At 51.4% G+C, this 24,621-nt stretch carries 28 protein-coding genes; 13 read left to right on the forward strand and 15 right to left on the reverse strand.

Features of this window, described 5'->3' with window-relative positions:
- Window positions 1-375 precede the first annotated feature (375 nt).
- Complete coding sequence (locus EDM58_RS18215) at window positions 376-657, forward strand: hypothetical protein (RefSeq protein WP_122914584.1); 282 nt, start codon at window positions 376-378, stop codon at window positions 655-657.
- A 68-nt stretch (window positions 658-725) separates the two neighbouring features.
- Here the strand turns inward: EDM58_RS18215 and EDM58_RS18220 are convergent, their stop codons facing one another.
- The 3 genes from EDM58_RS18220 to EDM58_RS18230 are packed head-to-tail and all read right to left on the reverse strand — an operon-like array spanning window position 726 to window position 3,916.
- Window positions 726-1,508 carry a fumarylacetoacetate hydrolase family protein gene (locus EDM58_RS18220; RefSeq protein ID WP_122914585.1) on the reverse strand — a complete coding sequence of 261 codons (783 nt, stop codon included), beginning with the start codon at window positions 1,506-1,508 and terminating at the stop codon, window positions 726-728.
- Between the two features lie 35 nt (window positions 1,509-1,543).
- A complete protein-coding gene (thiI, locus tag EDM58_RS18225; RefSeq protein ID WP_122914586.1) occupies window positions 1,544-2,743 on the reverse strand; it encodes a tRNA uracil 4-sulfurtransferase ThiI in 1,200 nt (399 codons plus the stop codon).
- A 30-nt stretch (window positions 2,744-2,773) separates the two neighbouring features.
- A complete protein-coding gene (locus tag EDM58_RS18230) occupies window positions 2,774-3,916 on the reverse strand; it encodes a cysteine desulfurase family protein (RefSeq protein ID WP_183187555.1) in 1,143 nt (380 codons plus the stop codon).
- A gap of 280 nt (window positions 3,917-4,196) precedes the next feature.
- Here EDM58_RS18230 and EDM58_RS25810 point away from each other — a divergent pair, with 280 nt between their 5' ends.
- Window positions 4,197-4,346 (forward strand): hypothetical protein, encoded by a 150-nt coding sequence (locus EDM58_RS25810; RefSeq protein WP_023557702.1) that lies wholly within the window; start codon window positions 4,197-4,199, stop codon window positions 4,344-4,346.
- Between the two features lie 83 nt (window positions 4,347-4,429).
- Here the strand turns inward: EDM58_RS25810 and dapF are convergent, their stop codons facing one another.
- The gene (gene dapF / locus EDM58_RS18235; RefSeq protein ID WP_122914587.1) at window positions 4,430-5,290 is read right to left on the reverse strand and encodes a diaminopimelate epimerase; all 861 of its coding nucleotides are present in this window, start codon (window positions 5,288-5,290) and stop codon (window positions 4,430-4,432) included.
- A gap of 139 nt (window positions 5,291-5,429) precedes the next feature.
- On the opposite strand from dapF, the gene EDM58_RS18240 reads away from it, so the two are divergent.
- Window positions 5,430-5,990, forward strand: a complete 561-nt coding sequence (locus EDM58_RS18240; protein WP_122914588.1) for a DUF84 family protein — start codon at window positions 5,430-5,432, stop codon at window positions 5,988-5,990.
- 37 nt (window positions 5,991-6,027) lie between these two features.
- Here the strand turns inward: EDM58_RS18240 and EDM58_RS18245 are convergent, their stop codons facing one another.
- On the reverse strand, window positions 6,028-6,603 hold the full coding sequence (locus tag EDM58_RS18245; protein ID WP_122914589.1) for a DUF4190 domain-containing protein: 576 nt from the start codon (window positions 6,601-6,603) through the stop codon (window positions 6,028-6,030).
- A 94-nt stretch (window positions 6,604-6,697) separates the two neighbouring features.
- Here EDM58_RS18245 and EDM58_RS18250 point away from each other — a divergent pair, with 94 nt between their 5' ends.
- The gene (locus EDM58_RS18250) at window positions 6,698-7,288 is read left to right on the forward strand and encodes a 5' nucleotidase, NT5C type (RefSeq protein ID WP_122914590.1); all 591 of its coding nucleotides are present in this window, start codon (window positions 6,698-6,700) and stop codon (window positions 7,286-7,288) included.
- 56 nt (window positions 7,289-7,344) lie between these two features.
- Here the strand turns inward: EDM58_RS18250 and EDM58_RS18255 are convergent, their stop codons facing one another.
- Window positions 7,345-7,581, reverse strand: a complete 237-nt coding sequence (locus tag EDM58_RS18255) for a DUF1540 domain-containing protein (RefSeq protein ID WP_122914591.1) — start codon at window positions 7,579-7,581, stop codon at window positions 7,345-7,347.
- 154 nt (window positions 7,582-7,735) lie between these two features.
- Between EDM58_RS18255 and EDM58_RS18260 the strand changes: the two genes are divergently transcribed.
- Window positions 7,736-8,512: an SDR family NAD(P)-dependent oxidoreductase gene (locus EDM58_RS18260; RefSeq protein WP_122914592.1), complete on the forward strand. Its 777-nt coding sequence runs from the start codon at window positions 7,736-7,738 to the stop codon at window positions 8,510-8,512.
- On the opposite strand, the gene EDM58_RS18265 is transcribed toward EDM58_RS18260, so the two are convergent.
- Together EDM58_RS18265 and EDM58_RS18270 are read right to left on the reverse strand one after the other, a co-directional pair.
- Window positions 8,426-9,760, reverse strand: coding sequence for an MFS transporter (locus tag EDM58_RS18265; protein WP_122914593.1), 1,335 nt, complete (start codon window positions 9,758-9,760; stop codon window positions 8,426-8,428). The genes EDM58_RS18260 and EDM58_RS18265 overlap by 87 nt on opposite strands.
- Before the next feature lie 170 nt (window positions 9,761-9,930).
- Window positions 9,931-11,145, reverse strand: a complete 1,215-nt coding sequence (locus EDM58_RS18270; protein ID WP_122914594.1) for an MFS transporter — start codon at window positions 11,143-11,145, stop codon at window positions 9,931-9,933.
- Between the two features lie 172 nt (window positions 11,146-11,317).
- On the opposite strand from EDM58_RS18270, the gene EDM58_RS18275 reads away from it, so the two are divergent.
- Together EDM58_RS18275 and EDM58_RS18280 are read left to right on the forward strand one after the other, a co-directional pair.
- Window positions 11,318-12,043: an ArsR/SmtB family transcription factor gene (locus EDM58_RS18275; protein WP_122914595.1), complete on the forward strand. Its 726-nt coding sequence runs from the start codon at window positions 11,318-11,320 to the stop codon at window positions 12,041-12,043.
- Window positions 12,033-13,346 carry an MFS transporter gene (locus EDM58_RS18280; protein ID WP_342769038.1) on the forward strand — a complete coding sequence of 438 codons (1,314 nt, stop codon included), beginning with the start codon at window positions 12,033-12,035 and terminating at the stop codon, window positions 13,344-13,346. The genes EDM58_RS18275 and EDM58_RS18280 overlap by 11 nt, the downstream gene beginning before the upstream one ends.
- 56 nt (window positions 13,347-13,402) lie before the next feature.
- Here EDM58_RS18280 and menC read toward each other — a convergent pair whose 3' ends face one another.
- The 6 genes from menC to EDM58_RS18310 form a co-directional block, all read right to left on the reverse strand.
- Window positions 13,403-14,527, reverse strand: a complete 1,125-nt coding sequence (gene menC, locus EDM58_RS18285; RefSeq protein ID WP_122914597.1) for an o-succinylbenzoate synthase — start codon at window positions 14,525-14,527, stop codon at window positions 13,403-13,405.
- A 173-nt stretch (window positions 14,528-14,700) separates the two neighbouring features.
- Entirely contained in the window at window positions 14,701-15,477 is a 777-nt protein-coding gene (codY, locus tag EDM58_RS18290; protein WP_122914598.1) for a GTP-sensing pleiotropic transcriptional regulator CodY, read from the reverse strand.
- 101 nt (window positions 15,478-15,578) lie between these two features.
- The gene (locus EDM58_RS18295) at window positions 15,579-16,358 is read right to left on the reverse strand and encodes a sporulation protein (protein ID WP_122914599.1); all 780 of its coding nucleotides are present in this window, start codon (window positions 16,356-16,358) and stop codon (window positions 15,579-15,581) included.
- Window positions 16,359-16,392: 34 nt separating this feature from the next.
- The gene (locus EDM58_RS18300) at window positions 16,393-16,944 is read right to left on the reverse strand and encodes a sporulation membrane protein YtrI (RefSeq protein WP_023557717.1); all 552 of its coding nucleotides are present in this window, start codon (window positions 16,942-16,944) and stop codon (window positions 16,393-16,395) included.
- Window positions 16,941-17,252 (reverse strand): YtrH family sporulation protein, encoded by a 312-nt coding sequence (locus EDM58_RS18305; RefSeq protein WP_122914600.1) that lies wholly within the window; start codon window positions 17,250-17,252, stop codon window positions 16,941-16,943. Before EDM58_RS18305 ends, EDM58_RS18300 begins: the two co-directional genes overlap by 4 nt.
- A 155-nt stretch (window positions 17,253-17,407) precedes the next feature.
- Window positions 17,408-17,632: a hypothetical protein gene (locus EDM58_RS18310; protein WP_122914601.1), complete on the reverse strand. Its 225-nt coding sequence runs from the start codon at window positions 17,630-17,632 to the stop codon at window positions 17,408-17,410.
- A gap of 309 nt (window positions 17,633-17,941) precedes the next feature.
- Here EDM58_RS18310 and EDM58_RS18315 point away from each other — a divergent pair, with 309 nt between their 5' ends.
- The 3 genes from EDM58_RS18315 (at window position 17,942) to EDM58_RS18320 (ending at window position 20,877) form a co-directional block, all read left to right on the forward strand.
- Complete coding sequence (locus tag EDM58_RS18315; protein ID WP_122914602.1) at window positions 17,942-19,195, forward strand: MFS transporter; 1,254 nt, start codon at window positions 17,942-17,944, stop codon at window positions 19,193-19,195.
- Window positions 19,196-19,210: 15 nt separating this feature from the next.
- Window positions 19,211-19,348: a hypothetical protein gene (locus EDM58_RS25815; RefSeq protein ID WP_183187556.1), complete on the forward strand. Its 138-nt coding sequence runs from the start codon at window positions 19,211-19,213 to the stop codon at window positions 19,346-19,348.
- A 137-nt stretch (window positions 19,349-19,485) separates the two neighbouring features.
- On the forward strand, window positions 19,486-20,877 hold the full coding sequence (locus EDM58_RS18320) for an HD domain-containing phosphohydrolase (RefSeq protein ID WP_122914603.1): 1,392 nt from the start codon (window positions 19,486-19,488) through the stop codon (window positions 20,875-20,877).
- Between the two features lie 61 nt (window positions 20,878-20,938).
- Here EDM58_RS18320 and EDM58_RS18325 read toward each other — a convergent pair whose 3' ends face one another.
- The gene (locus EDM58_RS18325; protein ID WP_122914604.1) at window positions 20,939-21,448 is read right to left on the reverse strand and encodes a hypothetical protein; all 510 of its coding nucleotides are present in this window, start codon (window positions 21,446-21,448) and stop codon (window positions 20,939-20,941) included.
- Window positions 21,449-21,581: 133 nt separating this feature from the next.
- Here EDM58_RS18325 and EDM58_RS18330 point away from each other — a divergent pair, with 133 nt between their 5' ends.
- The 3 genes from EDM58_RS18330 (at window position 21,582) to EDM58_RS26260 (ending at window position 24,618) form a co-directional block, all read left to right on the forward strand.
- Window positions 21,582-22,412, forward strand: a complete 831-nt coding sequence (locus EDM58_RS18330) for a GNAT family N-acetyltransferase (protein WP_122914605.1) — start codon at window positions 21,582-21,584, stop codon at window positions 22,410-22,412.
- Window positions 22,413-22,501: 89 nt separating this feature from the next.
- Window positions 22,502-23,791 (forward strand): BaiN/RdsA family NAD(P)/FAD-dependent oxidoreductase, encoded by a 1,290-nt coding sequence (locus EDM58_RS18335; RefSeq protein WP_122914606.1) that lies wholly within the window; start codon window positions 22,502-22,504, stop codon window positions 23,789-23,791.
- A gap of 35 nt (window positions 23,792-23,826) precedes the next feature.
- Entirely contained in the window at window positions 23,827-24,618 is a 792-nt protein-coding gene (locus EDM58_RS26260) for a GNAT family N-acetyltransferase (RefSeq protein WP_246000852.1), read from the forward strand.
- Window positions 24,619-24,621 lie beyond the last annotated feature (3 nt).

Here is a 24,621-nt window from a genome sequence, read left to right on the forward strand (position 1 = left end):
ACTGGTTCAAAGCTGGCAAATCATTAATGATAGACTCATCAACGCTTTCGCTGTTCAGTTTTCAAAGAGCATCCAATCGCCCGTAGGCGACCTTCTTATTATAACACCTTCACCGCAAGAGTGCAAGTGTTTTTTTGTAACCGCCAAACTTCGTTAGCGGCGACAAAATCTAATATAACAAAATCACCTACTCAAAGTCAAGACCTTTTGAATCTTTTTTTCAAGATATTTTTAGTTGCACTGTCTTTTAGTGAGCAGAATTAGAGTATATATAAACAAACATGAGAAGTCAATAGTAAGATGCATACGTTTGGATGCTTTACTTCACACTATTTATTAAGCGTGCATTTCCCCAAACAATAAGGCGGTGAACTTGTGGATCCTAAACCTACCTACCAAGAATACGATAACCAGGATTATAGTGAGCTTTCTACTGTACAATCGCAAAGAAACGAAATCCTCCAGGAAGAGTTTCCCGAAGGTCCCTATGGTGCGGCTACAAATGAAGTGAGGCTGGGCAAGGCAACAGGCTGGGAACCCGGGCAGCATTCCACAAATACGCACTATACGTACGAAACCAGGCAGATGCATGAGGATTTGCCCCGTCAGTACCCTGGTGCTCACCCCATTCATGACAACTCCACCGAAGAGGAATAATCCAAAATACAGCAAGCCCCTACCTTATCAAAGTGGGGGCTTGCTGTATGAACTCGATATACTCTGCATCACGCTTCCGCTTCTGCTTCGACTCGTGTCCTCAGAGTTCCAATCCCCTCAATCGTTACAGAAATTTCATCACCGACTTGAAGCGCCCCTACACCTGGAGGAGTCCCTGTCAGGATGACATCCCCCGGCAGCAGAGTCATCACGGCCGATACGGCTTCCACCAGCTGCGGAACGGTAAACACCATCTGATTCGTGTTGGAGTCCTGACGAACCTCTCCATTAACCCGTGTCACAATGCGCAGGTTTTGGTAATCCACTTTGGCAGCGATCGCCGGGCCGAGCGGACAGAACGTATCAAAGCTTTTCCCCCTGGTCCATTGCCCGTCCTTCATTTGCAAATCCCGTGCTGTAACATCAATTGCACACGTAAAGCCGAGGATATAGTCTTCCGCATCCGCTGCCTTGACTCGCTTCGCTTCCTTTTTGATGACGACAGCAAGTTCTCCTTCATAATGCAGATTTTCGGTCAGTTTTGGGTAGACAATCGGTTCCTCCGGTCCGACGACGGTTGTCGAGGGCTTGAGGAACATCAAAGGCTCAACCGGCAGCTCAAGCCCCATCTCTTCGGCATGATCACGGTAATTGACGCCGATGCACACAACCTTGCTAGGTGTACTTGGAGCCAACAGGTTGACATCCCCCAGCGGCAGTTCCAAACCCGTCATGATTGGTTTGGCTGATTGAATCTTGTAGATGTCCCCTTCAATCACGCGAACCTTGTTCTCGTCTTCCACCATCCAGCCATGCTTGATCTTGCCATTGCGCTCATAGCGAATAATCATGCTCTTTTCCTCCCCCGACATGCCTTGTCTCTCGCTTAAAATAGATCGTTACTCTCCTCGCGCGGTTTGGATGTAATCTCTTCGATGACTGTTCCTTCCACCGCTGCCTCGACCAGTGCCTCTACATCCAATGCTTCCTCGAATCGCGCCGCCAGATAGGCTTTCGGTCTCGTCACCGGATTTTTTGGTGTAAATACGGTGCAGCAATCCTCATAAGGAAGGATGGACAGCTCATAGGTATCAATTTTTCTTGAAATATCGGTAATCTCGATTTTGTCCATCGCTACCAAGGGACGCAGCAGAGGAATCGAAATCACTTTATTGATTGTGTCCATGCTCTCCAAGGTCTGCGAAGCGACCTGACCCAGACTCTCTCCTGTAGCCAGTGCCTTGGCCCCGGTATTGGCTGCCACCCGTTCGGAGATCCGCATCATGAAGCGTCGCATGATTGTAATCAGATAGTCCTCGGGGCACTTTTCGCGGATCGCCGTCTGAATTTCCGTAAAAGGAACAACATGGAGCCGAACTGTGCCGCCCCATTTGGTCAGCTTATGTGCCAGATCACGGACTTTTTGCAGCGAGCGTTCACTGGTGAAGGGATAGCTGTGAAAATGGATGGCTTCCAACGTAACCCCGCGTTTGAGCATCATCCAGCCAGCCACCGGACTGTCGATTCCCCCTGAGAGCAAAAGCAGTACCTTTCCGCTCACTCCTACTGGCAAACCGCCAGGACCGGGGATCGTCTCACAACTGATATAGGTACCTTCTGTACGAATTTCGATATTTACGATTGCTTCCGGCTCGTGAACGTCCACCTTGATTTGCGGCAGAGCACGCAGAATATGCGTCCCCACGATGCGGTTCATCTCCATCGACGGCGTCGGATACCGCTTGTCCGCGCGGCGTGTCACGACACGGAACGTCCGCGGCTGCGGGTCCATCTGGCGGATCAACTCTAGCGCCCTGGTCTTGATCGTCTCCAGGTCAGGCTCGACGTGGATCGTAGGGCTGAACGAGGAGATTCCGAATACGCGTTTGAGCCGCTCCATGACTTCATACGCATCCTCTCCGTGCAGCTCCACATACATCCGCCCGTAATTGCGGCGCACCTTTACCTTGAAAAAGGAGCGCAAGACGCTTTTTACGCTACGAGCCAAGGCCTCCTCAAATTGATCGCGATTGCGTCCCTTCAAGGCAAGCTCGCCATAGCGAATCAAAATTACATCGTAGTTCATGACAGTCTCCTTCTCTATTTCCCTAAATTTTTATTTCATATAAGATCGCAATGTTTTCACACAAATCCGCAATGCCTCGATAAACTGCGCAACCTCTTCGGCTGTATTGTCGCGACCGAGACTGATGCGCAATGAAGAAGAAGCACATTCAGTCCCCACCCCGATCGCCATGAGGACTCGACTGGGTTCGTTCGCCTTGGAGGAGCAGGCCGATTTGGTGGAGACGAGAAAACCCCGTTCTTCGAGGGCATGCAATAGCACCTCTGCCTTCACTCCCGGAACAGACAGATTCATAATATGCGGCGCTGTTCCTTTTTCCGGCGTATTGACCTGAATCCCTTCGATCGGGGATACTCCCTCCCGCAGCTGTTCAAGCAGACGCTGCAGTCGCGATGGTTCATCTGCGCCCGACTCCTGCAGCAGGCGGAACGCTTTTGCCAATCCTGCGATTGCCGGCAGATTTTCTGTACCGGAGCGAACCCCTGCCTCCTGTCCGCCGCCTGTGAGCAGCGGTTGGATAATCAAGCCTTCCCTTTTATAGAGAATGCCGATGCCGCGAGGACCATGGAATTTATGAGCAGACAGGCTCAGCAGGTCAATCCCGGATTCTTTGATCCGCAGCGGAACCTTGCCGATCCCTTGCACCGCATCGACATGGAAAAGAACCTTGGGAAATTGCTTGAGCCACTTTCCAATTTCCTCGACTGGCTGTATCGTGCCCAACTCATTATTTACATGCATGACGGAGACGAGAATCGTATCAGGCCGCATAGCCTTTTGTACGTCTGCCAAGGATACTCGTCCTTCACGATCAACTGGCAAATAGGTCACGGAAAAGCCCATCGACTCCAGTTGCTTGCAGACGTCATACACGGCGGGATGCTCAATCTGCGTCGTGATGATATGCTTCCCTCTGCTTTGATATTGGAAGGCGACACCTTTGATCGCCGCATTGTTGCTCTCCGTCCCGCCTGAAGTAAAAAAGATCTCGCTCGGCTTGCAGCCCAGATATCCGGCAGCTACAGCCCGCGCTTGGTTCAGAATATTTTCTGCTTCTACGCCTTTGCGATGGAGAGAAGACGGATTGCCATAATAGCTTGCCATCGCCTTGCTCATCGTCTCAATGACCTGTGGATGGGGACGGGTAGTCGCACTGTTATCGAAATAAATCACTTGCCTACACCTTTCTTGGGGCATCTGCCCTAGTCTACGCTTCATCATAACATGACTTTTCCCTGATCACATATAGCCAAAAATCATGTCTGCTCTCTATTTTCCCCACCTTTTGCTGCTGCCATATCCTTTTTCGGTCCATGATTGAGCGTTTGTTCACAATCCGTTCACGAAGTAACCGCTTACACCCATAAATAGGCTCTTTACATCGGCAATGCCTTTCTTTAGAATAGTCAATAAATTTAGATAAAAACAAAAAACAACTTAGGAGAGAGCAACCATGACGACGCAAGCCATGCAAGAAAAAATCAGCAAAATGGAAGCAGAGATAAAAAAACTGCAAGCCGAATTAGCCAAAATGAACAAAAAAAATACACCTCGCTTCGAACGCTCAGAAATTGCCTATCTCAACGAAGTGTACAACGGGTAATGTTCTGTTTTCTTAAAAAAGCTACAGCGTGACGCTTCGCTCTCGCATCGACCGAGCAAGCATCACGCTATATTTGTGTCCATCTATTTGTAAGGAATCGGCCCCCGGTAGACACCAGAAAAAACTTCTTCCGCCGGACCCGTCATGATGACGCGGTTGTCACTCTCACGCCATTCAATGAACAGATCCCCGCCAGCGAGATGAACCGTTACTTCCCGGTCCGTCTTCCCTCTGAGGCAAGCTGCTACAGCCGCAGCGCATGCCCCGGTCCCACAGGCAAGTGTCACGCCAGTCCCCCGCTCCCAAACGCGGAATTCGATTTCCTCCCGATTCAATACCTGAATGAACTCGACATTGGTCCGCTCCGGGAACCACTCGTGAAACTCCACTTGAGGACCGTACAGCCGGACATCCTCATCCCGAATCTCATCCACGAACAGAACAGCATGGGGATTGCCCATCGAAACAGCCGTCATGGTAAAGGAAGCATCGGCGAGATCAATCACTTCTTCTACGGCCCGTTCCTCGGGAATGCCCGTCATCGGAATCGCTGATCGCTCAAAGCGCGGTTCGCCCATATCGATGCTGACCTGATCCACTTTTCCATCCGGACCTACCGACACGACAGGAGCCATGATTCCGCCTAATGTCTCCACCGTGAACCTCGTCTCTTGGGTCAATCCATGGTCGAATACATACTTGCTCACGCAGCGAAGTCCATTCCCGCAGTTTTTCGCTTCGCTCCCGTCATTGTTGAAGACGCGCATCCGGAAATCTGCCCGCTCCGAAGGAAGAATCAGGATGAGGCCATCTCCCCCGATCCCGAAGTGGCGGTCACTCACCTGCCGAGCCAGCTCAGGCAGGTCCACACGGCTCACATCTTCCTCAAAACAGTTGACATACACGTAGTCGTTGCCTAATCCATGCATCTTCGTGAACTTCATTCCTCTACTCCTCTTTTTCTTTGTTTAGGTCGGTTTTGTTTGTATGAATAATCTTAACATATCGGTCAACCTTCGTGGAGAAAACTGTAGAATGGTATACTACTCCTAAAATGAATGACTGGAAAAGGAGTTCGATTACATGGATTATTCCCAATTTCGCTATGCTCTGGGAACCCAAAATGCTGCCAAAAGGCGCGCGGTAGTGCAGGCAACCGGAGTCGAACCGACTTGTCTGTCCGTTCCTTCCGGGGTATCGGGCCAGCCCATGTCCGAAGAAGAGACAATCCAAGGAGCGATCAATCGCGCAAAAGCCGTGCTGGACAAGCTCCCCGATCACCATATCGGTCTGGGTCTGGAAGGCGGTTTGATGCTCGACCAAGCATACACCCAGCAGTGGTACCTGATCTCCATCTGCGCTGCCTGGGATGGCAAACAGTTGTTTTTGGGAAAAGGACTCAGCTTTCCGATTCCCCTTCAGGCTGCACAGCGAATCGTACAGGAAGGCATCGAGCTTAGTACCGTCATTGATGAATGGGGCAACACGACAGGCAGCAATCAACAGGGAGGGGCGTATGCCTTGTTGACAGAAGGCCGCATCCAGCGCGCAGACGTGTTCCAGCAAGCCGTGACGGCTGCCATTACTCCGTTAATTTCTCCGCTGTACAAGCCTGTAGACAGACAAAAACCTCTCCAGCCATAGGAGAGGTTTTGTCCGCGGGTTTTGATGTGCTGGCAGGTTATCGCGTCGTAAAGTACGGATAGATAACCAGGGCACCCAAAATACCAGCCGCCCCGAGTACGATCGCCCATACTCCCGTCATTTTCGCATCGCGGCGATAGGCGACAATCCCCAGCACAATCCCCACAATTCCGAGCAGGTATGGCCACATAAACAAAGAAAGAATAGACAGCACAAGCCCAGTGATTCCGATGCCTTTGGCTCCTGCTTTCGGGCTTCCATCGATTTCCTGGTCGTCTGCCCGTCGCGAGCGCGGAATCGGCTCGGCTATTTCTGCCGCTGACTCGACATCATTGTCGCGTACGTTCGAAGCCGTAAAGGGCTTCTCCTCCGTACCTCTTTCTTCACTCATCCCTGTCTGCCCGGCTTCCTCACCAACCAGTTCACCTGTGTAGCGTTCTGTCTGTGTATACGGATCATACTCGATGCGTCGCTTGGCATTCGCTTCGCCATCAGTCAGGGCAGCGCTTGTCCATGTATCGGCTGCGAACTCCGTATCATGCAGATCGACTGTCTCAGAAAAACCGGTATCTTCCTTGCGCCTCGCAGTCATACGTTCATCTTGGTCCGTCATGGCATGCTCAGCCCCTTTTGGAAAAGGATTTGTTGGTGAAGGAAGTAGCCTTATTCTCTGCCTTGGGTGTACAATTTAATCGGGAGGCGAGAGGATGAATTCAGATAAAGTCCTAACCATTGGCATTGATATTGACGGTACAGTAACCTCACCAAGCAGTATTGTACCTCTCATGAATGAAAGCTTTGGAAGAAATTTACGCTATGAAGATTGCCTGGAGTACAACCTGGCCAATATTTACAAGATTACCGACGAGGAATTTGCCGACTGGCTGGATCAGTACGGCGAACGGCTTTATAATGAGGCTCCTATTCACGGAACGGCTGATCAAATCCTGCGGGGCTGGCATCAGGAGCATAAGCTGATCTATATCAGCGCGAGGGAAGATCGACACCGAGAAGTAACCTTAAACTGGTTTTCCCGTTACCATATTCCCTACGATGAAGTGGATTTGATCGGTTCTCACGACAAGCTGGCCTCAGCACGAAAATGGGAAGTCAATCTGTTCCTCGAGGATCGCTTGGAGAATGCTCTGCAATTGTCAGAAGAACTGGAAATTCCCGTATTTTTGTTTGATACTCCCTACAACCAGGGAACTTTGCCAGATTTGATTCACCGGGTCTATACCTGGGAGGAAGTAAACGACAAGATAAAGAAGCTTTTCCCTCATACTGCTTTTCGTTAATACAGTGAAAAGACGTACCACTCCATTGGAGGATACGTCTTTTCTAGCGCAAGGGTTTACTTGCTTTTGGAATCTTTGGGTTTAAACGTCAGACAACAGGTTTGGGAAGAAGATTTCGCGGTATCCTGATGGCTGGTTTGCGTACTGCTGCCACCACTATACTCGCCTGCAAATTCTACATCGAGGTTTTGTTTTGCGTGCGCATCGATTTCAACCAGGATCGCATCAGCGCTGCATTTGTTGCCCTCTGCCCAATAAGTACAGTTGGCTACACTGCAATTTACTGTCGGCATTCCTATCACCCCCTAGGGGCTATCCTTCACCTTCACCATCCAGCTTATACTTGGCAAACACCGACACGATTATTAGAAAAACGTGGCTGACGCCCATGTCCAATAACAAAACGTGTCTACATTCTCAGAAAGTTGAAAAGGAGACTTCCTCTTCATGACTTCTCGTGTCGTCGTCATTACCGGAGCCACAGGCGGGCTTGGCCGCGCGCTCGTCCAGCTCCATCTGAATAAAGGCGATCTGGTCATCGCAACAGGCCGCCGTGAACAAGCGCTAGCTGCCTTGTCCCGGCACTTCCCTGCTGCCGATCAGCTGCATACCTACACGCTCGATGTGAGCAGCAATGAAGCGGTGCGCCAATTTGTCGCGTGGGTGCAGGTCCGTTTTGGACATTGCGATATTTTGTACAACAATGCGGGCACAGCCGTTTTCACACCGCTGACAGACATGCGGCTGGAGGAATTGGATGAGACTTTGCTCACCAACATCGCGGGAGTCATGTATCTGACACGGGCTTTTTTGCCGATGATGCTGCAGGCCCGCTCCGGACAAATCGTCAATATCGCCTCCTTGGCTGGACAGGTAGCGACAGCCAAAGCAGCCGTCTACGCAGCCAGCAAAGCGGCGGTGATCCGCTTCAGCGAAGGGCTTCGCCATGAGCTTGCAGGAACCGGCGTCAGCGTCACGTGCGCCATGCCCGGTCCGATCGACACGCCTTTTTTGGATCGTGCCGATCACACGGGAGCCTACCGCGACAAGGTGCGCCGCTACCTGCTCACACCGGAACAGACAGCGGAACGAATAGGGAGGGCAGTGGAAAAAAAGCAGCCTGAGGTCGCCATGCCCCTACGCCTTTCTTTCCTCTCCCAGCTCTACGCCCTCCTGCCCCACTGGTTGAAGCGAATCGCCGCCCCGCTGATCAACCGCAAGTGATCCTTGCTGATCCAAGCCTCGCAAAAGCCCCAGGGCAAGAAGCCCCATCAAGATACAGGCGGTGGCTCCCGCTCCCAGCAATCCGCGAACTCCTAAAACGGGAATCAAAACGCCACAGACTGCTGCCCCTGCCGGCATCCCGGTCCCTGTGATCGTACGGATGCTGGTCATAACCCTTCCCAGCAAATGATCCGGCACATGATTTTGCAGGTAGCTGCGGTAGAGAATGTTATACGGCGAAAAGCTCAATCCGGCAATCCCCATCGCGAGCATGGCGACCTCCAGTCTTGGAAACAAAGCCAACGGGAGTGTCGCCAATCCCCAGAGGACAATGATTCCGCCAAGCGTTACCCCTGTAGCCAGCTTCCAGCGAATGGCAGTAAACAGCAATGATCCCAACAAGGCGCCTACGGCCAGTGAAGACCAAAGCATTCCCAAGCCCACTGGCCCTGCTGCCAAATCCTTGTTGGCGTATAAAGGCAAGGCGACCTCGACTGGCCCGTATCCCATATTGAACAAAAAAGTAAAGATAACCAGCAGCAGCATTTCCTTGCGGCCAAACAAAAAGCGATACCCAACGCGCATATCAGCTAGCAAGGAGCGTAAGAACGGACCTATTTTCTTTGCCGTGGCCCCCGATGAGGCTTCCTGATCTTGCACCTGATGGGAAACAATCTGTCTCGGCAGCCGCGAAAAACAGAAAGCGCAGATAAAGAAGCTGACAGCATTGAGAATTAGCACATTGGCGGGTCCGATCCACCCGATCAGCACACCTGCCATGGCAGGCCCCAACATGTAGACGATCTGCCACTGACTTTCCATGACTCCATTAGCCTTTACCAGCAGCTCCTTTTTCGGGACGAGCCGCGGCAATAAGGTCTGGGCACCAGCCGAGCTCATGGGTGACAAAATCCCAGCGCATACAACCAGTATGTAAACGGACAGGAGCGGAACCTGTTCCATCTGCAGCAGCGCAACAAGACCGAAAAAAATCACGCCTCGCCCTACATTATCCACGACAATCAATTTTTTGCGGTCATAACGGTCCAGCAGCACGCCTGCAACCAATCCGGCAAAAACCGCTGGCAGCATATACGCCATGATGATGCCGCCCATCGCCACAGGGGACTGGGTTCTTTCCATTACGAACCAGCTTAGCGCCATCCAGCCCATTTGATCGCCCAGGCCAGACAGAAACAGACCGAGCCAATACCAGCGGAAGGGCCGCTGAAGCCATAGCTCCTTCATGCAGAATTCCCCTTTTTTGTAGATTTTGACCTCATTATAGCGTATTATCATACTTTTTCAATCATTATATTTCAAAAATAGAAAAAAGCTACCGGAACCCTCGTGGTCAAGTTATTTTCTACACGAAAACAAGCCCCCGATTTCTACATTCCGGAGGCTTGCCTTTTCCCTTACAATTCTGTTCCGGCTTCTCTTCGCTGCAGTTGGCGTCGGCTCCACAACCAGCCCACACCCGCAACAATCCCAAACACAGCCAGCCATACGGAGGAGACGGCGCTTCCGACATGCTCGGCGCCAACGCCCAAAATCAGACAGCTGGCCGAAAAGCTGCCCATCGTCGCCATCTCCCGGATGGAGAAAACGCGTGCCAGGTATGCTGGATCCGTAAGACGCTGCAGCTTCGTGACAGAAAGAATCGACGAGAGGAACGAAGCGAAGGCGCAGAACAAGATAGCGACTGCCATCCCTGTGATCGGCTGGATATGGAAGACTGCATAGATACAGATGCCCATCGCCACCAAGGCCCAGCCCTGCGCGACAGAGAGCTTGTGATCGCTGAACCGGTCCGCCAGCTTGGTGGCGATCACACCTGCGATCACACCGCCAAGTCCGAGCGGGATGTCCAGCAGTCCGAATACGTACAAGCCCTCTCCCCGCTCCTGCAAAATGTAGAACATCAGCATGATGTAATAGGCAGCGCAGATTCTCTCCGCCATCTGGTACAGGATCACCCTGCCGATCTCTTTTTGCCGGCTGATGTAGCGAAAGCCTTCCTGCAAGCGCTCAAAGAAATGGGCGGATGCCTGCTGCACGCGTTCTGTCACCAAGGGCGGCAAGCGCAGAAGAATCAAAAGCGATAGAAAATAGCAAGCCGCATCCAGCAGAAAATTATAGCGATAGGAAAACAGGTAGACGAGAATAGCCGCAATCCCTTGGCACACGATAATGAGAAAAGAAGTCGTCCCCTGCAAAAGGGAGTTGGCCCCCAGTCGATCTTTTTCTTCGACGGATTGGACGATCGCTACCTGCATGGCGGGCTGAAAAAAGGCACTGCAGATATTGACCAGCACCAACAGTAAAAAAGCCACCCACAAATAAGCAGATGAAGTAATAAAGAAAAAGAGGCCGACGAGAATGCCGCGCAGAAAATTGACCACCAGCATGACGCGTTTTTTATTCCAGTTCTCCAGCAGTGGTCCGGAAAAAATACTCGTCAGAACGTATGGGACTTGTCTAAACACTGTCCCGGCTGCAAAGGAAAGACCCGACCCGCTCAGGTCATGCAAGAGCCCGACTACCGCGATAAACGTAAATTCATTCCCGATGATATGAACGATATGAGCCAAATACAGGCGGAGAAAGACGGGATGCTTTAACAGATGCATAGGAGAACAACCAACCTCTCACCGCTTTTTTCCGTATTGTATCACTTGTCAAAAAAAATGGGAAAAAGGTTCTTGCCAGGAGAATGATTTAATTGTTACAATACGTTCAAATAAAACTGAACGTTTAAATTATGGAACACGTTCAGCATCACTTGAAGAGAGGTCGATCTCCTTGAAGCGTTTTCTTGTCATTGAAACGTTGGACCAATTAAAAGCCATCAGCGATTCGCTGCGCATGGAAATGATTACTCAATTGGTAAAGGAGGAGTACACCGGCAAGCAATTGGCCAGCCTCCTCTCCCTGTCCCCCTCGAAAGTGCATTATCACCTGAAGGAACTAGAGAGCAACGGTTTTATCGAAGTCGTCCGGACAGAAGAAAAGAATGGCATCGTCCAGAAGTTCTTCCGGGCTGTCGCTTACGATTTCAAGGTGAGCGACGCGCTTCTCCCCTCTTTGCAGGAGGATACGATGCTCTTGCAGGAAGTGATGCTGAACCATTTGCGCACAAGCATCACGCGCCTGTACAATGCGCCAGAGGAATCCTTCCTGCAATTTGCCGAGCCGCAAATGCGTCCTCCTGCCATCGCCATAAGCTCAGAGGTCAAAGCTCCTCGTGAGGAAATCCGGAAATGGCTCAAAAAATACCAAGCACTGCTGGATGAATTAGGAGAGATGGACACGCGGTACGAAGCACAGATCGAAGCTGGAGAAATCGAGGATACGGAAGAGATTTTCTATCTCGTCTCGGTCGGCTTCATGAGCAATGAACGTTACTACGTCGCCGATGATGATTCCTTGCCTGACGATTATGAGCATTCCCCTAGCGAATTCAAGCATTTGACGGATAAAGTCGTCGTTTCGCGCAAAAAGAAGGGGGATGCAGAGAATGGCAACTAATGCAAGCAGCAAGCATGTGCTCTGGAAAAACAGCTCATTCGTACGGCTGTGGTGCGGCTCCGTACTGTCCGCGCTGGCCGACGGCGCCTTTTTCATTCTGCTCTCCTGGTTTATCGTCGATGTGACCGGGTCGGAAGCGATGCTCGGCACGACACTGATCTGCATGTCCATTCCCCGTCTGCTGTTTATGCTGGCTGGCGGGGTCGCTGCCGATCGCTGGAGCCGCAAGTGGATCATGACGCTTTCGATGATTGCGCGGGGGCTGATCCTGATTGGATTTTGCCTGCTGCTATTGGATGGAAGCGGCGGCTGGCTGCCCTACACCGCCTATTTGATCGCCGCCCTGTTTGGTACGGTCGATGCCTTCTTCTGGCCTGCACGCAGCTCCATTGTCCCGTTCCTGGTGCCGCGCGAGCAATTAGCCCCGGCCAACAGCCTGATGGAAATATCCCAGCAGATCAGCATGGTCTGCGGCCCTTTGGCAGCCGCGTTTTTGATCCAGACGAAAAACTATCCGCTGATGTTTGGGATCTTGGCCATTTCCTTTTTTGCCGGAACGGTGTTTATTCTTACCTTGCGCTTGCGGCCGGTACAAGTCGAAGCTGAGACAGACGGGGAATCCGCCTCACAGAAGGACGGGTATTTGCGGGATATCTGGTACGGCATTCGCTATTCGTTCTCTGTACCGATTCTCTGCATTATTTTGGGTACCTCACTGATCATGAACATGATGTTCTCAGGTCCCATCAATATGGGTTTGCCGCTGCTGGTCAAGGATCTGGGCTGGGACGGCAGCGCCTACAGCACCCTGGGAATGACGATGGGGATCGGCACGATTCTGGGAGGAATTATTACGGGGATTTGCAATGGTTTTCGCGGCAGATTTCTCATGATTCCCCTCTTTGTCGGCGTGATGGGGATGGCTACCAGCTCCCTGTTCTTCATGCAGCATCTGGGCATGGGCCTTTTCTCTATGATCGTGCTGGGAATAACCTTGAGCTTGACCAACATCCCGCTGATCACCTACATCCAGAGCATTGTCCCCGGAAATATGCTCGGGCGGGTCATGTCCTTGCTTTCTCTTATGTCGATTGGACTTGGGCCAGTCAGCTACGCTATCTGCTCATTCGTGCTGCAAAACAAGCTGGCGACTCCCGCAACCTTATTATTGGCTGGTGGGGTTGTCTTGGGCCTGATCGGTCTGTCCCTGTATCTGTTTCGGGAATTCCGCAAAATGGAACAGCATCCCAACTGGGTGCAACCCGTTGCGGTATCCGCAGAATCGACGCAGCTGTCCTCCTGATGAGCACAAAATAAAAATGGCACGAGCTTTCTCAAAAGGCTCGTGCCATTTTTAATCTACCCTTGAAATGAGGGGCGGAAATGGGCGGTGCGCTGCACGTACTTCCCGACCGCCTTTTGGTTAAGCGCGTACCCGATACCCGGTCCATCCGGTACTGCCAGCTCTCCCGGGGCAATCAACTCCACGCCCGGTTCTACGATATCCTCCTCCCAATAGCGGCTGCCTGCCGAGGTATCACCCGGGATCGTAAAGTTTGGCAAAGAGGTAATGGCAATATTGTGTGCGCGGCCTACGCCGGATTCCAGCATGCCTCCGCACCAGACAGGGATTTGATTTTCTTGGCAGAGATCATGGATCTTGCGGGCTTCCGTCAAACCGCCGACACGCCCGATCTTGATATTGATGATGCGGCAGCTGCCCAGCTCGATCGCCTTGCGCGCATCCTCTGCCGTGTGAATGCTCTCGTCCAGGCAGATCGGCGTGGAAATCTCAGCTTGCAGTTTGGCATGATCGACAATGTCGTCGTGAGCCAGCGGTTGTTCAATCATGATCAAACCGTATTGATCCAATTCCTTCATGATGGAGAGATGCTCCAGGGTATATGCGGAGTTGGCGTCTGCCATCAGCGGCACATCGTCGCCAAACTTCTCGCGAATCGCCCGGATTACCTGCACATCGAAGCCAGGCTTGATTTTGACCTTGATTTTTTTGTAGCCATCACTCAGAGAGCGTTCTACTTTTGCCAGCACTTCATCCACTGTTGGCTCGATGCCGATGCTGACGCCGACATCAATCACTTTCTTGTCTCCGCCCAATGCCTTCGCCAGGGAGATCCCTTTCTGCTTGCAGCTGAGGTCCCAGATTGCTCCCTCCAGAGCAGACTTCGCCATATTGTTGCGTCGAATCGGCGCGAAGATACGTTCTACCTCTTCCGGCGATTCAATGGAATGAGCAAAAAGGCGCGGAATCAAGAACTTCTCCAGCATGCTCCAAACCGTATCAGTCGTCTCTTCACTGTAGAAGGGATCCGGCATCGCTACGCTCTCCGCGTACCCTACCTCGCCATCCCCATACACGCTGACCAGAATAAAGTCTTTCAACGTCGTACTGCCAAAACTCGTCTCAAACCGGAAACGAAGCGGCATCTGCAGGTGCTGCAGCTCGACACGCTCTATTTTCATTAGGGTTAACTCCTCTCCTATTCGAACCTGCCCAAACGGCGAAATATTCGTTCACTTTCGACAACAATTTCATGGTACAACGATCCCTTGCCGAATACAAGATTGCCCTTGAAAGTAGAAAAAGCTATCCTGCAGCCGTCTGAGGCGCAAAATAGCTTTTCTTTCATCATGGATCAGGAGGTTTTCCACTTCGCCAATTCGGAAGGGAATTTGTCATTAAGGACTTTGATATAGGTTCCTTTCATCCCCAGTGAACGCGATTCCAGTACACCGGCACTTGCCAGCTTGCGCAGCGCATTGACGATGACGGACCGTGTAAGACCTGCCTGGTCGGCCAATTGACTGGCTACGAGCAAGCCTTCTTTGGCATCCAATTGCTCCATGATTTTTTCGATCGCGATCTGCTCGCTGTATGACAAGGAAGACAGCGCGATTTTGGCAAACGTCTTATCACGCACTTCGTTTTCGATCTGTTCGGTACGTTGACGAACGATTTTCATTCCGATGACGGTCGCTCCGATTTCGCCCAGGATCAGGTCTTCTGTCTCAAACAGACCGATGGGGCGCAGCAACACAAGGGTACCCAAGCGGCTTCCGCCCGCACTGATCGGTATGACGGTCGTCATCATTTGCGGAAACAAAGCGCGAAGCTCTTGCGGAACGAGACTGTACGGACTGTTGATCGGCTCATTCGCAATCGTCTGACTCACTTCCAGCAGCTTTTGATTCACTGCAGCCGGAAGCTGGTTGGACTTGCGCTCATCCTCGCTGAGCAAAATATCCTGATGCAGGCCATTGCCCAGAATCGTGCCGTCTGCCGTAACGATATAGACGTTGGCAGCAATCACTTCTGCGAGCAATCGGGCCAGGTCCTGATAGCCGACACCGCTTCCACCCATTGTTTTTTGCAGCATCACATTAATCTTTCTCGTCTTTTCTAATAAGTTCATACATGTATTTCCTCCTTGGATTCTTATGCCCACAGTATTGTCAGAAAAATCCAGGCCTATACATGCAAATCAAAACATTAGAAAGAGACCTATGCAAATGGTTAGGAAGGGATTTGTGTCAATGTGCGTTTCTCGATCATTTCCGCCAATTCGCTCATCGGAAGCTCCAGATCATCAGCAGACAGATAAAGTCGCTTGTAGCGCTCTTCCAGATCAAATGCATGTTCCTGCGCACGCAGATAACCGCGGGCACGTCTGTCCACTTCAAAGAAAATCTCCAGCCCCGTCTCCTCCAAAAAGAAGAAGACATCCAGCTCTTCCACACGCCCGCGCAAAATACCGACTGGCCGGAATTCAAATGCCTGGACAAACGGATACTCTCTTCCCAAATAGCGATTATATTCACAATCCACCTTGTACAACTGAAACCCGATGGATTGAATGGCATCCAGCACCTTTTCCATGTAAGGATGCGGGCGCACATCAATAAAATCCGAATCGCCCGGATCCATCGCCATTTTGATGTCCAGACCTGTCCGCAAATAGACGGGCTGGCGTCCCATCGTCAGCGGGGTTTGGTAAGGGAGGGTAAAAGAGAAGGGCAAGGCAATCGTCTCATTGGGGTGGAGCACAATTTTTTCTGTCAAGCGATGTTTGGCTAACACGCATTCTTCTCTTCCCTTTTTCTGGTTTTCTTCCCGCTCATAATGTGTAATGACGTACATGTAAATTTCATCAATTTCCTGTGCCACTTCCCCGCCTGTCAGGTGAATGTCTCCTGTGACCTGATCGCCGGGTACCAGTGAATCCTGCGACAAACGAGCATCCACTCGGGCTGCTCCGATTCCGACACTAGCCAGCAGTTTTTTAAAAAAAGTCACGGCACGAAACCTCTCCTCTGTAACGATCCTCAACTTACAGCTTAATGATTTTTTCTGATTGAATATACGAGTGGAACGTAAGAAAGTTTCGGGCCACCGCCTGCCACACCTCTTCCGTTTTCACTTCCGCCGTTACAAATAGATGGAGGGTTCGGCTGATCACGACAGTCTTGATGCGCACCTCTGACATGCTGCCGTCCGAGAGAACGTATTCGCGCCTGCGCAGCATCTCATGCAGGACCTGATGAACCTCTGCCACCTGCTCAACTTTTTTCCCTTTTAAGGATTCGAGATCTTCTTCCATCTTGTCAACGACCTGCACCTCGATGGTCGGGTGAGGCTTGGGGTCCAACACGGTTACGCGAATCTCTTCAATAACCGTCTCCTGTTTTCTGCGAGATACATGCTGGTTTTTCTTCAGCGACAGATTTTCCTCGTAAAGCTTCTTATTTTGCAGCTCCAGACTTTGTTTGACCAGCATCATTTCCTCCATCTCGCGGCCATGCATAAACAAGATTGACGCTCCGCCGAGCAGACAGCCGATGACAAACAAGGCTATGTATCGCTCCCATGGCCTCCTGCTCATGATCGCACCTGTACCAGCCAGTGTACACAGATGGTCCCGATGTGAGCGCCCCAGAAAGCGACGACGATCATGACCATTTGCTTGAGGACGGGAGAGAAATTCCCCATGAGAATTTTTTCGATCTGTAAAAAAGAATCGAATGTCCCTCCCAAGGCTCCGACGATGCCGAATATTTTCAGTTGAGTAGCAAGCTGAAACATGGACAGCAGCGGTGGCTTATCGGTCAAAAAAGCCCCTATTCCGCCGGAAATGGAGCCCCCGACAACAATTCCATAGGCTACAAAAAATGTGAGTATGACTTGTGCCAACCCGCATACCTCCTCCAGACAGCATGACCTATGCTAAAACGTACGCTGCTTGTCTGACAAATATGATGAATCCCTTGTCCCGGGAAGGTAAGCAGGTAAAGGCGAAAGAAGGGATAAAAAGTGACGGCATGCATTCCGCAGCATGCCGTACCTGGTCAGCGTCTCTTTCGCTTCATCTTCCCCAGCCTCTTCTGGATTTTTGCAGCGTTCATTACCATCAGGTCCATAAAGAGGTTCACCATATTCGGGTTTTGCAAAAGCTGGCGAAATACTTCCGGATTCTCCCTGAACCACTTCTCATTCAACTTTACCCAGGCCTTGAAGCCCTCGTTTGACTGATAGTATTGATTCAAGCGACGAACAGGTCTGTAGGCACTCATCCTAATCTATCCCTTCGTCAAAAAATATAGAGAGGAGAAAGATGATCACGAGAATCCAGATCACCACTTCAAAGCCATCCTGGTTAAAAAAACCCTTCATGTTCGTCCCCCCTTCACCAACCAGCAAAGCCTTGCACTCGGCTGTCCGCCCATAGCGCCCTTCTCTATAGGTATATGTCGCCAGGCAATTGTTGGATTGTACATTTGCCCGTGATATGCCATTTTCCGCGCACGCCCAAGTCGGGTGCATAGAGACGCTCTATTTCCACTCATACTACCTACGGAGGATGATTGAAGAAGGAGGCGATCATGGAAGCCTCAACTGCCTTGATTTGGCGCAATAAACGCTACCTTATGCTTCTGGTTCTCGTGTTTTTCATGCATCTCGCCGCTTATCTGATCGTTCCGGTCTTTCCCATTTTTTTGCAAAAGGTGCGTTCCCTTTCTCTCTCCGAGGTCGGCCTGATCCTTGGCGTAGGCAGCTTCGCCTATCAGGCGGGGAGCTTGTTGGGAGGACCACTGCCGGATCGCTTCGGCAGACGCTTCGTCATGATGACGGGAGCTTTGCTGCAAGGATCCGCGATGCTAGGCTATCACTATGCGCATGCCTACGGTCTCTTCTTGCTCTTCTCTTCGGTCAATGGCTTGGGAGTCGGCCTCTTGTCTCCGACGATCAAAGCCATGATTGCCGATCAAGTCATGCCGGATCAGCGGACAATCGCCTTTTCCTGGCGCGGAATCTTCGCCCATTCCGGTATCATCGTGGCCGGTCTGCTCATTACCTGGCTGACCTCCATCGGCAAGCAGCCTTTCTTGCTCGCAGCCCTCGTGTTTTTGATTCTGGCAATCCTGACACGCGTCAGCTTGCCTGCGGATCATTGCACGGGCCCTGAATGTCCCCGCACGCCGCTAGTGGAATACAGACACATCCTCACACATCGCAGCTACATGATGTTTTCCGGGATCATGCTGCTGCTTTGGGCCCTCTATGCCCAATTCACGATGATCCTTCCACTGCGGGGGGAAGCCGTCCTGCACTCTGCGACGCTAATCGGCTTAATCTGGACCATTAACTCGGTGAGCGTCGTGCTGTTTCAGGGTGCCGTGTCCCGCTTCGTGCTGCAAAGGATCAGCCCGTATCTGGCGTTGACGTTGGGGATCCTCATGCTCGGCATCGGCTTGACCGCGCTCGGTTGGGCAAATCATTTTATCGCCCTCAGCGGAGCCGCCCTGCTGTTTATTTTCGGAGAGATGCTGTTCATGCCGGTCCAGGACAGCCTGGTTGGCCATTTTGCCCAGGAAAAATGGTTGGGCGCGTACTTTGGCTTCTCCAATTTCGTCTCCGGAATTGGCACTGCTCTCGGCACCAGCATCGGAGGCGCACTCGTACAGAGACTAGGTGGCGTTACCAGCGTCAATCCATGGATTGTCTACGCGATCGCGACTGTATTTCTGGCAGTCATCCTGGGGCTTTTCGCCATCTACGCGACAGCGCGCCATAAAAAAGGGACACCTCCCTCTCGTCAGGGGGCGGGGCAAGGCAACAAAGAAGGAGCCGTATAGAAAGGAGGGGCACGAATGGACAAAGGGAAGAAGAGCATGCCTGCCGCGCAGCATCCAAACGAAGCGGCAACCCGTCAGCCCGACTCGGTACATAATGACGCACCGGGCTACGGCGATAAAAAACTGGAGGGCCCGAATCGCCCTTCTACGTGAGCAGCAAATCGGGGCGGGGCGAGCGAATCAACCCGCTCCCTTTTTTATGACAGGCTTCGATCTTTTCTTGAAGGTTTGGTCAAATTGTCCTATTATGAATAAATAAGTTTCCCAATAAACGGAAGGGACGTAGGACCTTGCCACTAAAACCGACGACCAAATCACATCTTTTTTCCCTCTTTATCGTCTTCTTGCCTATCCTTTTCACCGTGGTCGTTTTTCTCGGGTATTCGCAAGCCAAAACCGTGTTCTACCGCTCCGGTGTTGACGCGATGGATAGGCAGCTTGGCACTGTCACACAGCTTCTCGACCTGTACAATGAACAAATCAGAGACGAAAAACTCAGCTTTACCCATGTAGAAAACAAAATCAGGGAGATATTCGTGGGTTCCCAGAACGCTGGCCATTCGCCTGAGAGGTCCCGGTCCCGCCTTGCGCTGGCACCCGATTCCGAACTTTTCGTCTTCAATTCACAGGGTACCTTGATTATCCACCATTCTTTGGAGGGTCAGAATATATTCAGCTTGTCCCAGATGGGAAACGGTTTTTTTGCGAAAAAAGTTCTTTTTGAAGGAATGGATGCCGTCTCGTATTCCTCATCTGAACCTGGAAACTCCCCCCATGCCAGCAAAATGGCCACCATTCGCTACTACCCCAAGTGGGATTGGTACATCACGCTTGCGATGGATGAAGATGCTTTTTATCAACAGCTCAGTCAGGTAAAATCCTTCCTCATCATGGTTGTATCCGTCAGCTATTTGATTACCGCGATTCTTTTTTATCGGACCTACCATAAGGAAAAGGCGTTCGTCTCCTCCAAGCTGCGCAGCGTTCAGTTGGCCGAGGTGAATCAAAGCATCCTGAAAACGTTGGCTGTCGCTCTCGAAGAAAGGGACGCCTACACCTCCGGACACTCCCAACGCGTCGCTTACTATATGCGAGTCATCGGCAAGAAGATGGGATTTGACGACGAAACGCTTGATATGATGTATACGGGGGGGCTTTTGCATGATATTGGAAAAATCGGTATCGAGGACAATATCCTGCTCAAGCAGGGCCGATTGACCGAAGAGGAGGCCGAGGTCATCAAATCCCACACGGTGCGCGGCGAGGCTCTGCTGCGAAAACTGTACGCTCAGGCGGCCAGTAAAGACGCGAGCCGCATCAAGAAGATCCTGATGATCACCCGGCATCATCACGAGCGTTATGACGGGACCGGTTATCCCGATCAGTTAAAGGAAGAGGAGATTCCTTTGCTGGCTCGCGTAGCTGCCGTAGCCGATTCCTTCGACGCCATGACCTCCTCGCGAGCCTATCGAAAAGCCCTGAGCTTCTCCAAGGCATGCGATGAGATCATTCAGAACGCCGGCACGCAATTTTGTCCGAAAGTCGTGGATGCCTTTTTCCAAAGCGTAACCGAAGATACGTTCCACCACGCCCATCATATCTCGCGAGCCAATGAACTGCTGGAGCCGATCGTCAAGGAAACAGAAGTGATTTACACCCAGCAGCATCCCATTGGCGGATGATTCCGCAACGAAGACAAAAGAAGCCATCTCGCCCTTCAACAGAAGTGCAAAATGGCTTCTTTTATTTCAATGCGACCAATTTGTAAGGCAGAGAAAAAGCCTGCAATCCGCTGATAAATGCCGCAGCGGACTCTTGGTCGGGCGCGATGAGCTGCAGGTAACGGGTAAAGTAGAAAACAATCCGGTCTTCCTGTCCTTCCTGGAGCCGATAGTGAGGCAGCTCGGCTATATCTTTCATCCCATAGAAGTACTGGTACTTCTCCTCCGTCATTGGACTGCGGAAGGAGCGGCTGACTACGATCCCCTGGCTTGTCTGCTCGCGCGTATTCTCCTTCGAACTGCCCAGAAAACGGAGCAGCTCGCTGGCCCGACGCACGCCCAGCTTCTCGATCAGCATGCTGTCATTATATTCAACCTCAAGCTCCGTCAAACGCGGACGAACGGCCTCCAGCATCGACATCATAACTTTGCGAACCGCGAGATTTTCCGTCGCAAACTGATTGTCGAATACGTTGAATTCAAAAGATGTGGCATCTCCCAACTGCTTCGTGTACAACAGGACCGCTTGCATTTCGCCACCTCCTCTTATTCTGGATTACTCAGCATTTCTGTTCTCTATTATACTGGGAAAAGAGAAGGATTTCACATCGCAATCCCCGAATCAACTTCAAATAGCTGAAATGGAGTGGGAGGAAGATACATCGATGACAATTACGTTTCGCGAGTTGAAAACACAGCAGGAACTGAAGCAGCTTGAGGCATTGGAGTCGGCAATATGGAAAGGCGAAACCCCGATTCCTCATCACATGACGCTGACTTTGGCGAAATTCGGCGGCCTTTTTTTGGGAGCTTACGACCAAGATGATCAAATCATCGGCTTTCTCTACAGCTTTCCCGGCTATACGGACGGTCAGCCCCATCTCTGCTCTCATATGATGGGCTTCTTGCCTGAATACCGAAAGCAAGGACTCGGCGTGCAGATGAAGTGGCTGCAGCGGGATGAAGCGATCCGATTGGGACATACCAAGATTACCTGGACCTATGATCCGTTGGAGACCGTGAATGGATTTCTCAACATCGTCAAGCTGGGCGGCATTGTCCGCACTTACTACCCGAATTGCTACGGTTCATTAGAGGATGATTTCAACCGTGGACTTCCGACAGATCGTTTCCTGGTTGAATGGTTTCTGGCAAGCAATCGCGTAGAGAACTATCGGACAGGATCGAGAAGGCTGCCCGAGGTCCAGGGAGCGCCGCAGGTTTTGCGCTATGAGAAGAACGATAACCTCCCGCGCCCTGTAGAGATGGACACCACGCGGGAAGAAGAAGTTGTCCTGCTCTGCGTGCCCGCCTTTTTCCAAGACGTGAAGCGAGCCAATCTGACGGTTGCCTCCCAATGGCGCGAGATGACGGGAACCCTGTTTTCCTCCTATTTTGCCCGCGGCTATGCCGTGACGCATCTGATTCGCGAAGAGGACATGGTCAACTACGTTCTGGAAAAACAACCGCTTTCCGCTCTCCTTGAGCGGGCATAGGCGGCTTCACTTACGCTGTGGCGTGTTTGCTCGCCTCTTGTGATACAATGGGCATTGCATGACTGAAACCGACAAAGGACGAGTATAACATGAATGTATCCAAACACGATTACGATGTGATCATTATTGGCGGCGGTCCCTCCGGCCTGATGGCAGCCTGGGCTGCGTCCCGCGAAGGAGCGCGTGTCTGCCTGGTGGAAAAAGGAGCGAAGCTGGGCCGCAAGCTGATCATCTCTGGCGGCGGCCGATGCAATGTGACCAATGCCAAGGAACAGGACGAGCTGATCAAACAAATGCCCGGCAATGGCCGGTTTATGTACAGCGCCCTATCCCAGTTCGGCAATCGGGACATCATCCTTTTTTTCGAGGACTTGGGCGTCGCCTTGAAAGAGGAAGATCGCGGCAGAATGTTTCCTGTGACAGACAAAGCCGTCACAGTAGCGCAAGCGCTGATCAATGAGATCAAAAGGCAGGGGGTCAACATCCGTCTGCAAACGCCTGTGAAAAAGGTCAATTACAGCGAGGGGCGCACGACTGGCGTTACGCTGCAATCCGGGGAAGTGATAACCTCCACCTGTGTCATCATCGCGGTCGGCGGCTGCTCCGTCCCTCAGACTGGATCGACAGGCGACGGGTATGCCTGGGCGAAGGAAGCCGGACACACGATTACCGAATTGTATCCCACCGAGGTTCCGCTGGTTGCCAATGATGCTTATATCCGCGACAAATCGCTGCAGGGCCTCTCCTTGCGTGAAGTCGAGATGACGCTGTACGCTCCCAACGGAAAAAAAGTGACGACACAGGAAGGGGACATGATCTTTACTCATTTCGGCATCTCGGGGCCAGCTGCTCTGCGAATGGGTCACTACGTCTCCATTACACAGCGCAAGCACGGCGGCGCTCCCCTCTTTCTGACGATCGACCTGATGCCGGAAAAGTCCGCAGAGGAGATCGCTGCAGAAAGCTGGAAGCTGCTGGAGGAACAGCCCAAAAAAGCGGTGAAGAACGTGCTCAAGGGCTACCTGCCTGAACGTCTGATCCCTCTTTTGCTCTCCCTGGCTTCCATCGCGGAGGATACGACACTCAGCCACATGCGAAAACAGGACTTGGCCCTTTTTGCCAAGCATATCAAAGCTCTTCCCTTGACGGTCACAGGCACCTTGTCACTGGAAGAAGCCTTTATCACGGGTGGCGGAGTGAGCGTCAAGGAAATCGACCCGCGCACGATGCATTCCAAACTGATGGAGGGACTCTTCTTCGCGGGAGAAGTCATGGACGTCCATGCGCATACGGGCGGCTATAACATCACCATAGCCTTTTCCTCCGGTTATGCCGCTGGGACGAACAGCGCAAAAAAATCAATGGAATTGCTCTCCTAGGGTTTACTTCCTGTCCGGATAGGGAAAGATGAGTGTTGGGTACTCTTGTTAGCAAGAGTGATCAGATTCACCCGACGTCGTTGCTGGGGACTGATCTTCACACCTCTACTCCCTTTATCTTACTGGATGAAGCGGCGATGCTCCTATCGCCGCTTCTTTTTTTGGGCCTAGTTTCCGGCATGAAAACAGCAAGGAGTGCGCGTATACAACGTCGAATAAAAAAATCTTCCACAAAATTGCGTTTTCATTCTGTCGGAAAACCATGTAAGGGGGAGATTGCAACGGAACGTATTTCGATCAAGAATCCGTTTTTGATGAATCACTTTTTGGTTTCAAAAGCAGAAGAAAGACATTATGAAGATCTAATGGAACTATTCCTCGAAACGGCTTCTTGGCTACAGAGCAAAGGACTATCGCAATGGCGCCATTTCCTTGAAGGATATGGACGTGATGATGTGATGCAAGGTATAAAAAGCGAAACGACCTATATCATTACAAAAGATGATGTGCTGGCGGGAACTGTAACCATTTCAACGTCACCTGATGATTGGGACAAGCATATATGGAAGCAATCCACTTTACCCGATTCTGTATTTGTTCATCGACTCGCCGTAAAGCGAACCTTTTCGGGTCATGGTTTAGGAGGAGGCGTTCTAAGATGGATGGAAAGAGAGCTTACATTTCCTTCTGATAAGCGGTATCTTAGACTTGATTGCGTAGCAAACAACAACAAACTAAATGAATTTTATGTACAAAACGGATATGCCTATGTGGGAAGCAGCGAGGATGGTCATAGTAAATATCAGAAAGACATACACGTGATATAAGCT

Origin of the sequence: Brevibacillus panacihumi, assembly GCF_003710985.1 — a bacterium.
Taxonomy (GTDB): Bacteria; Bacillota; Bacilli; order Brevibacillales; family Brevibacillaceae; genus Brevibacillus; species Brevibacillus panacihumi.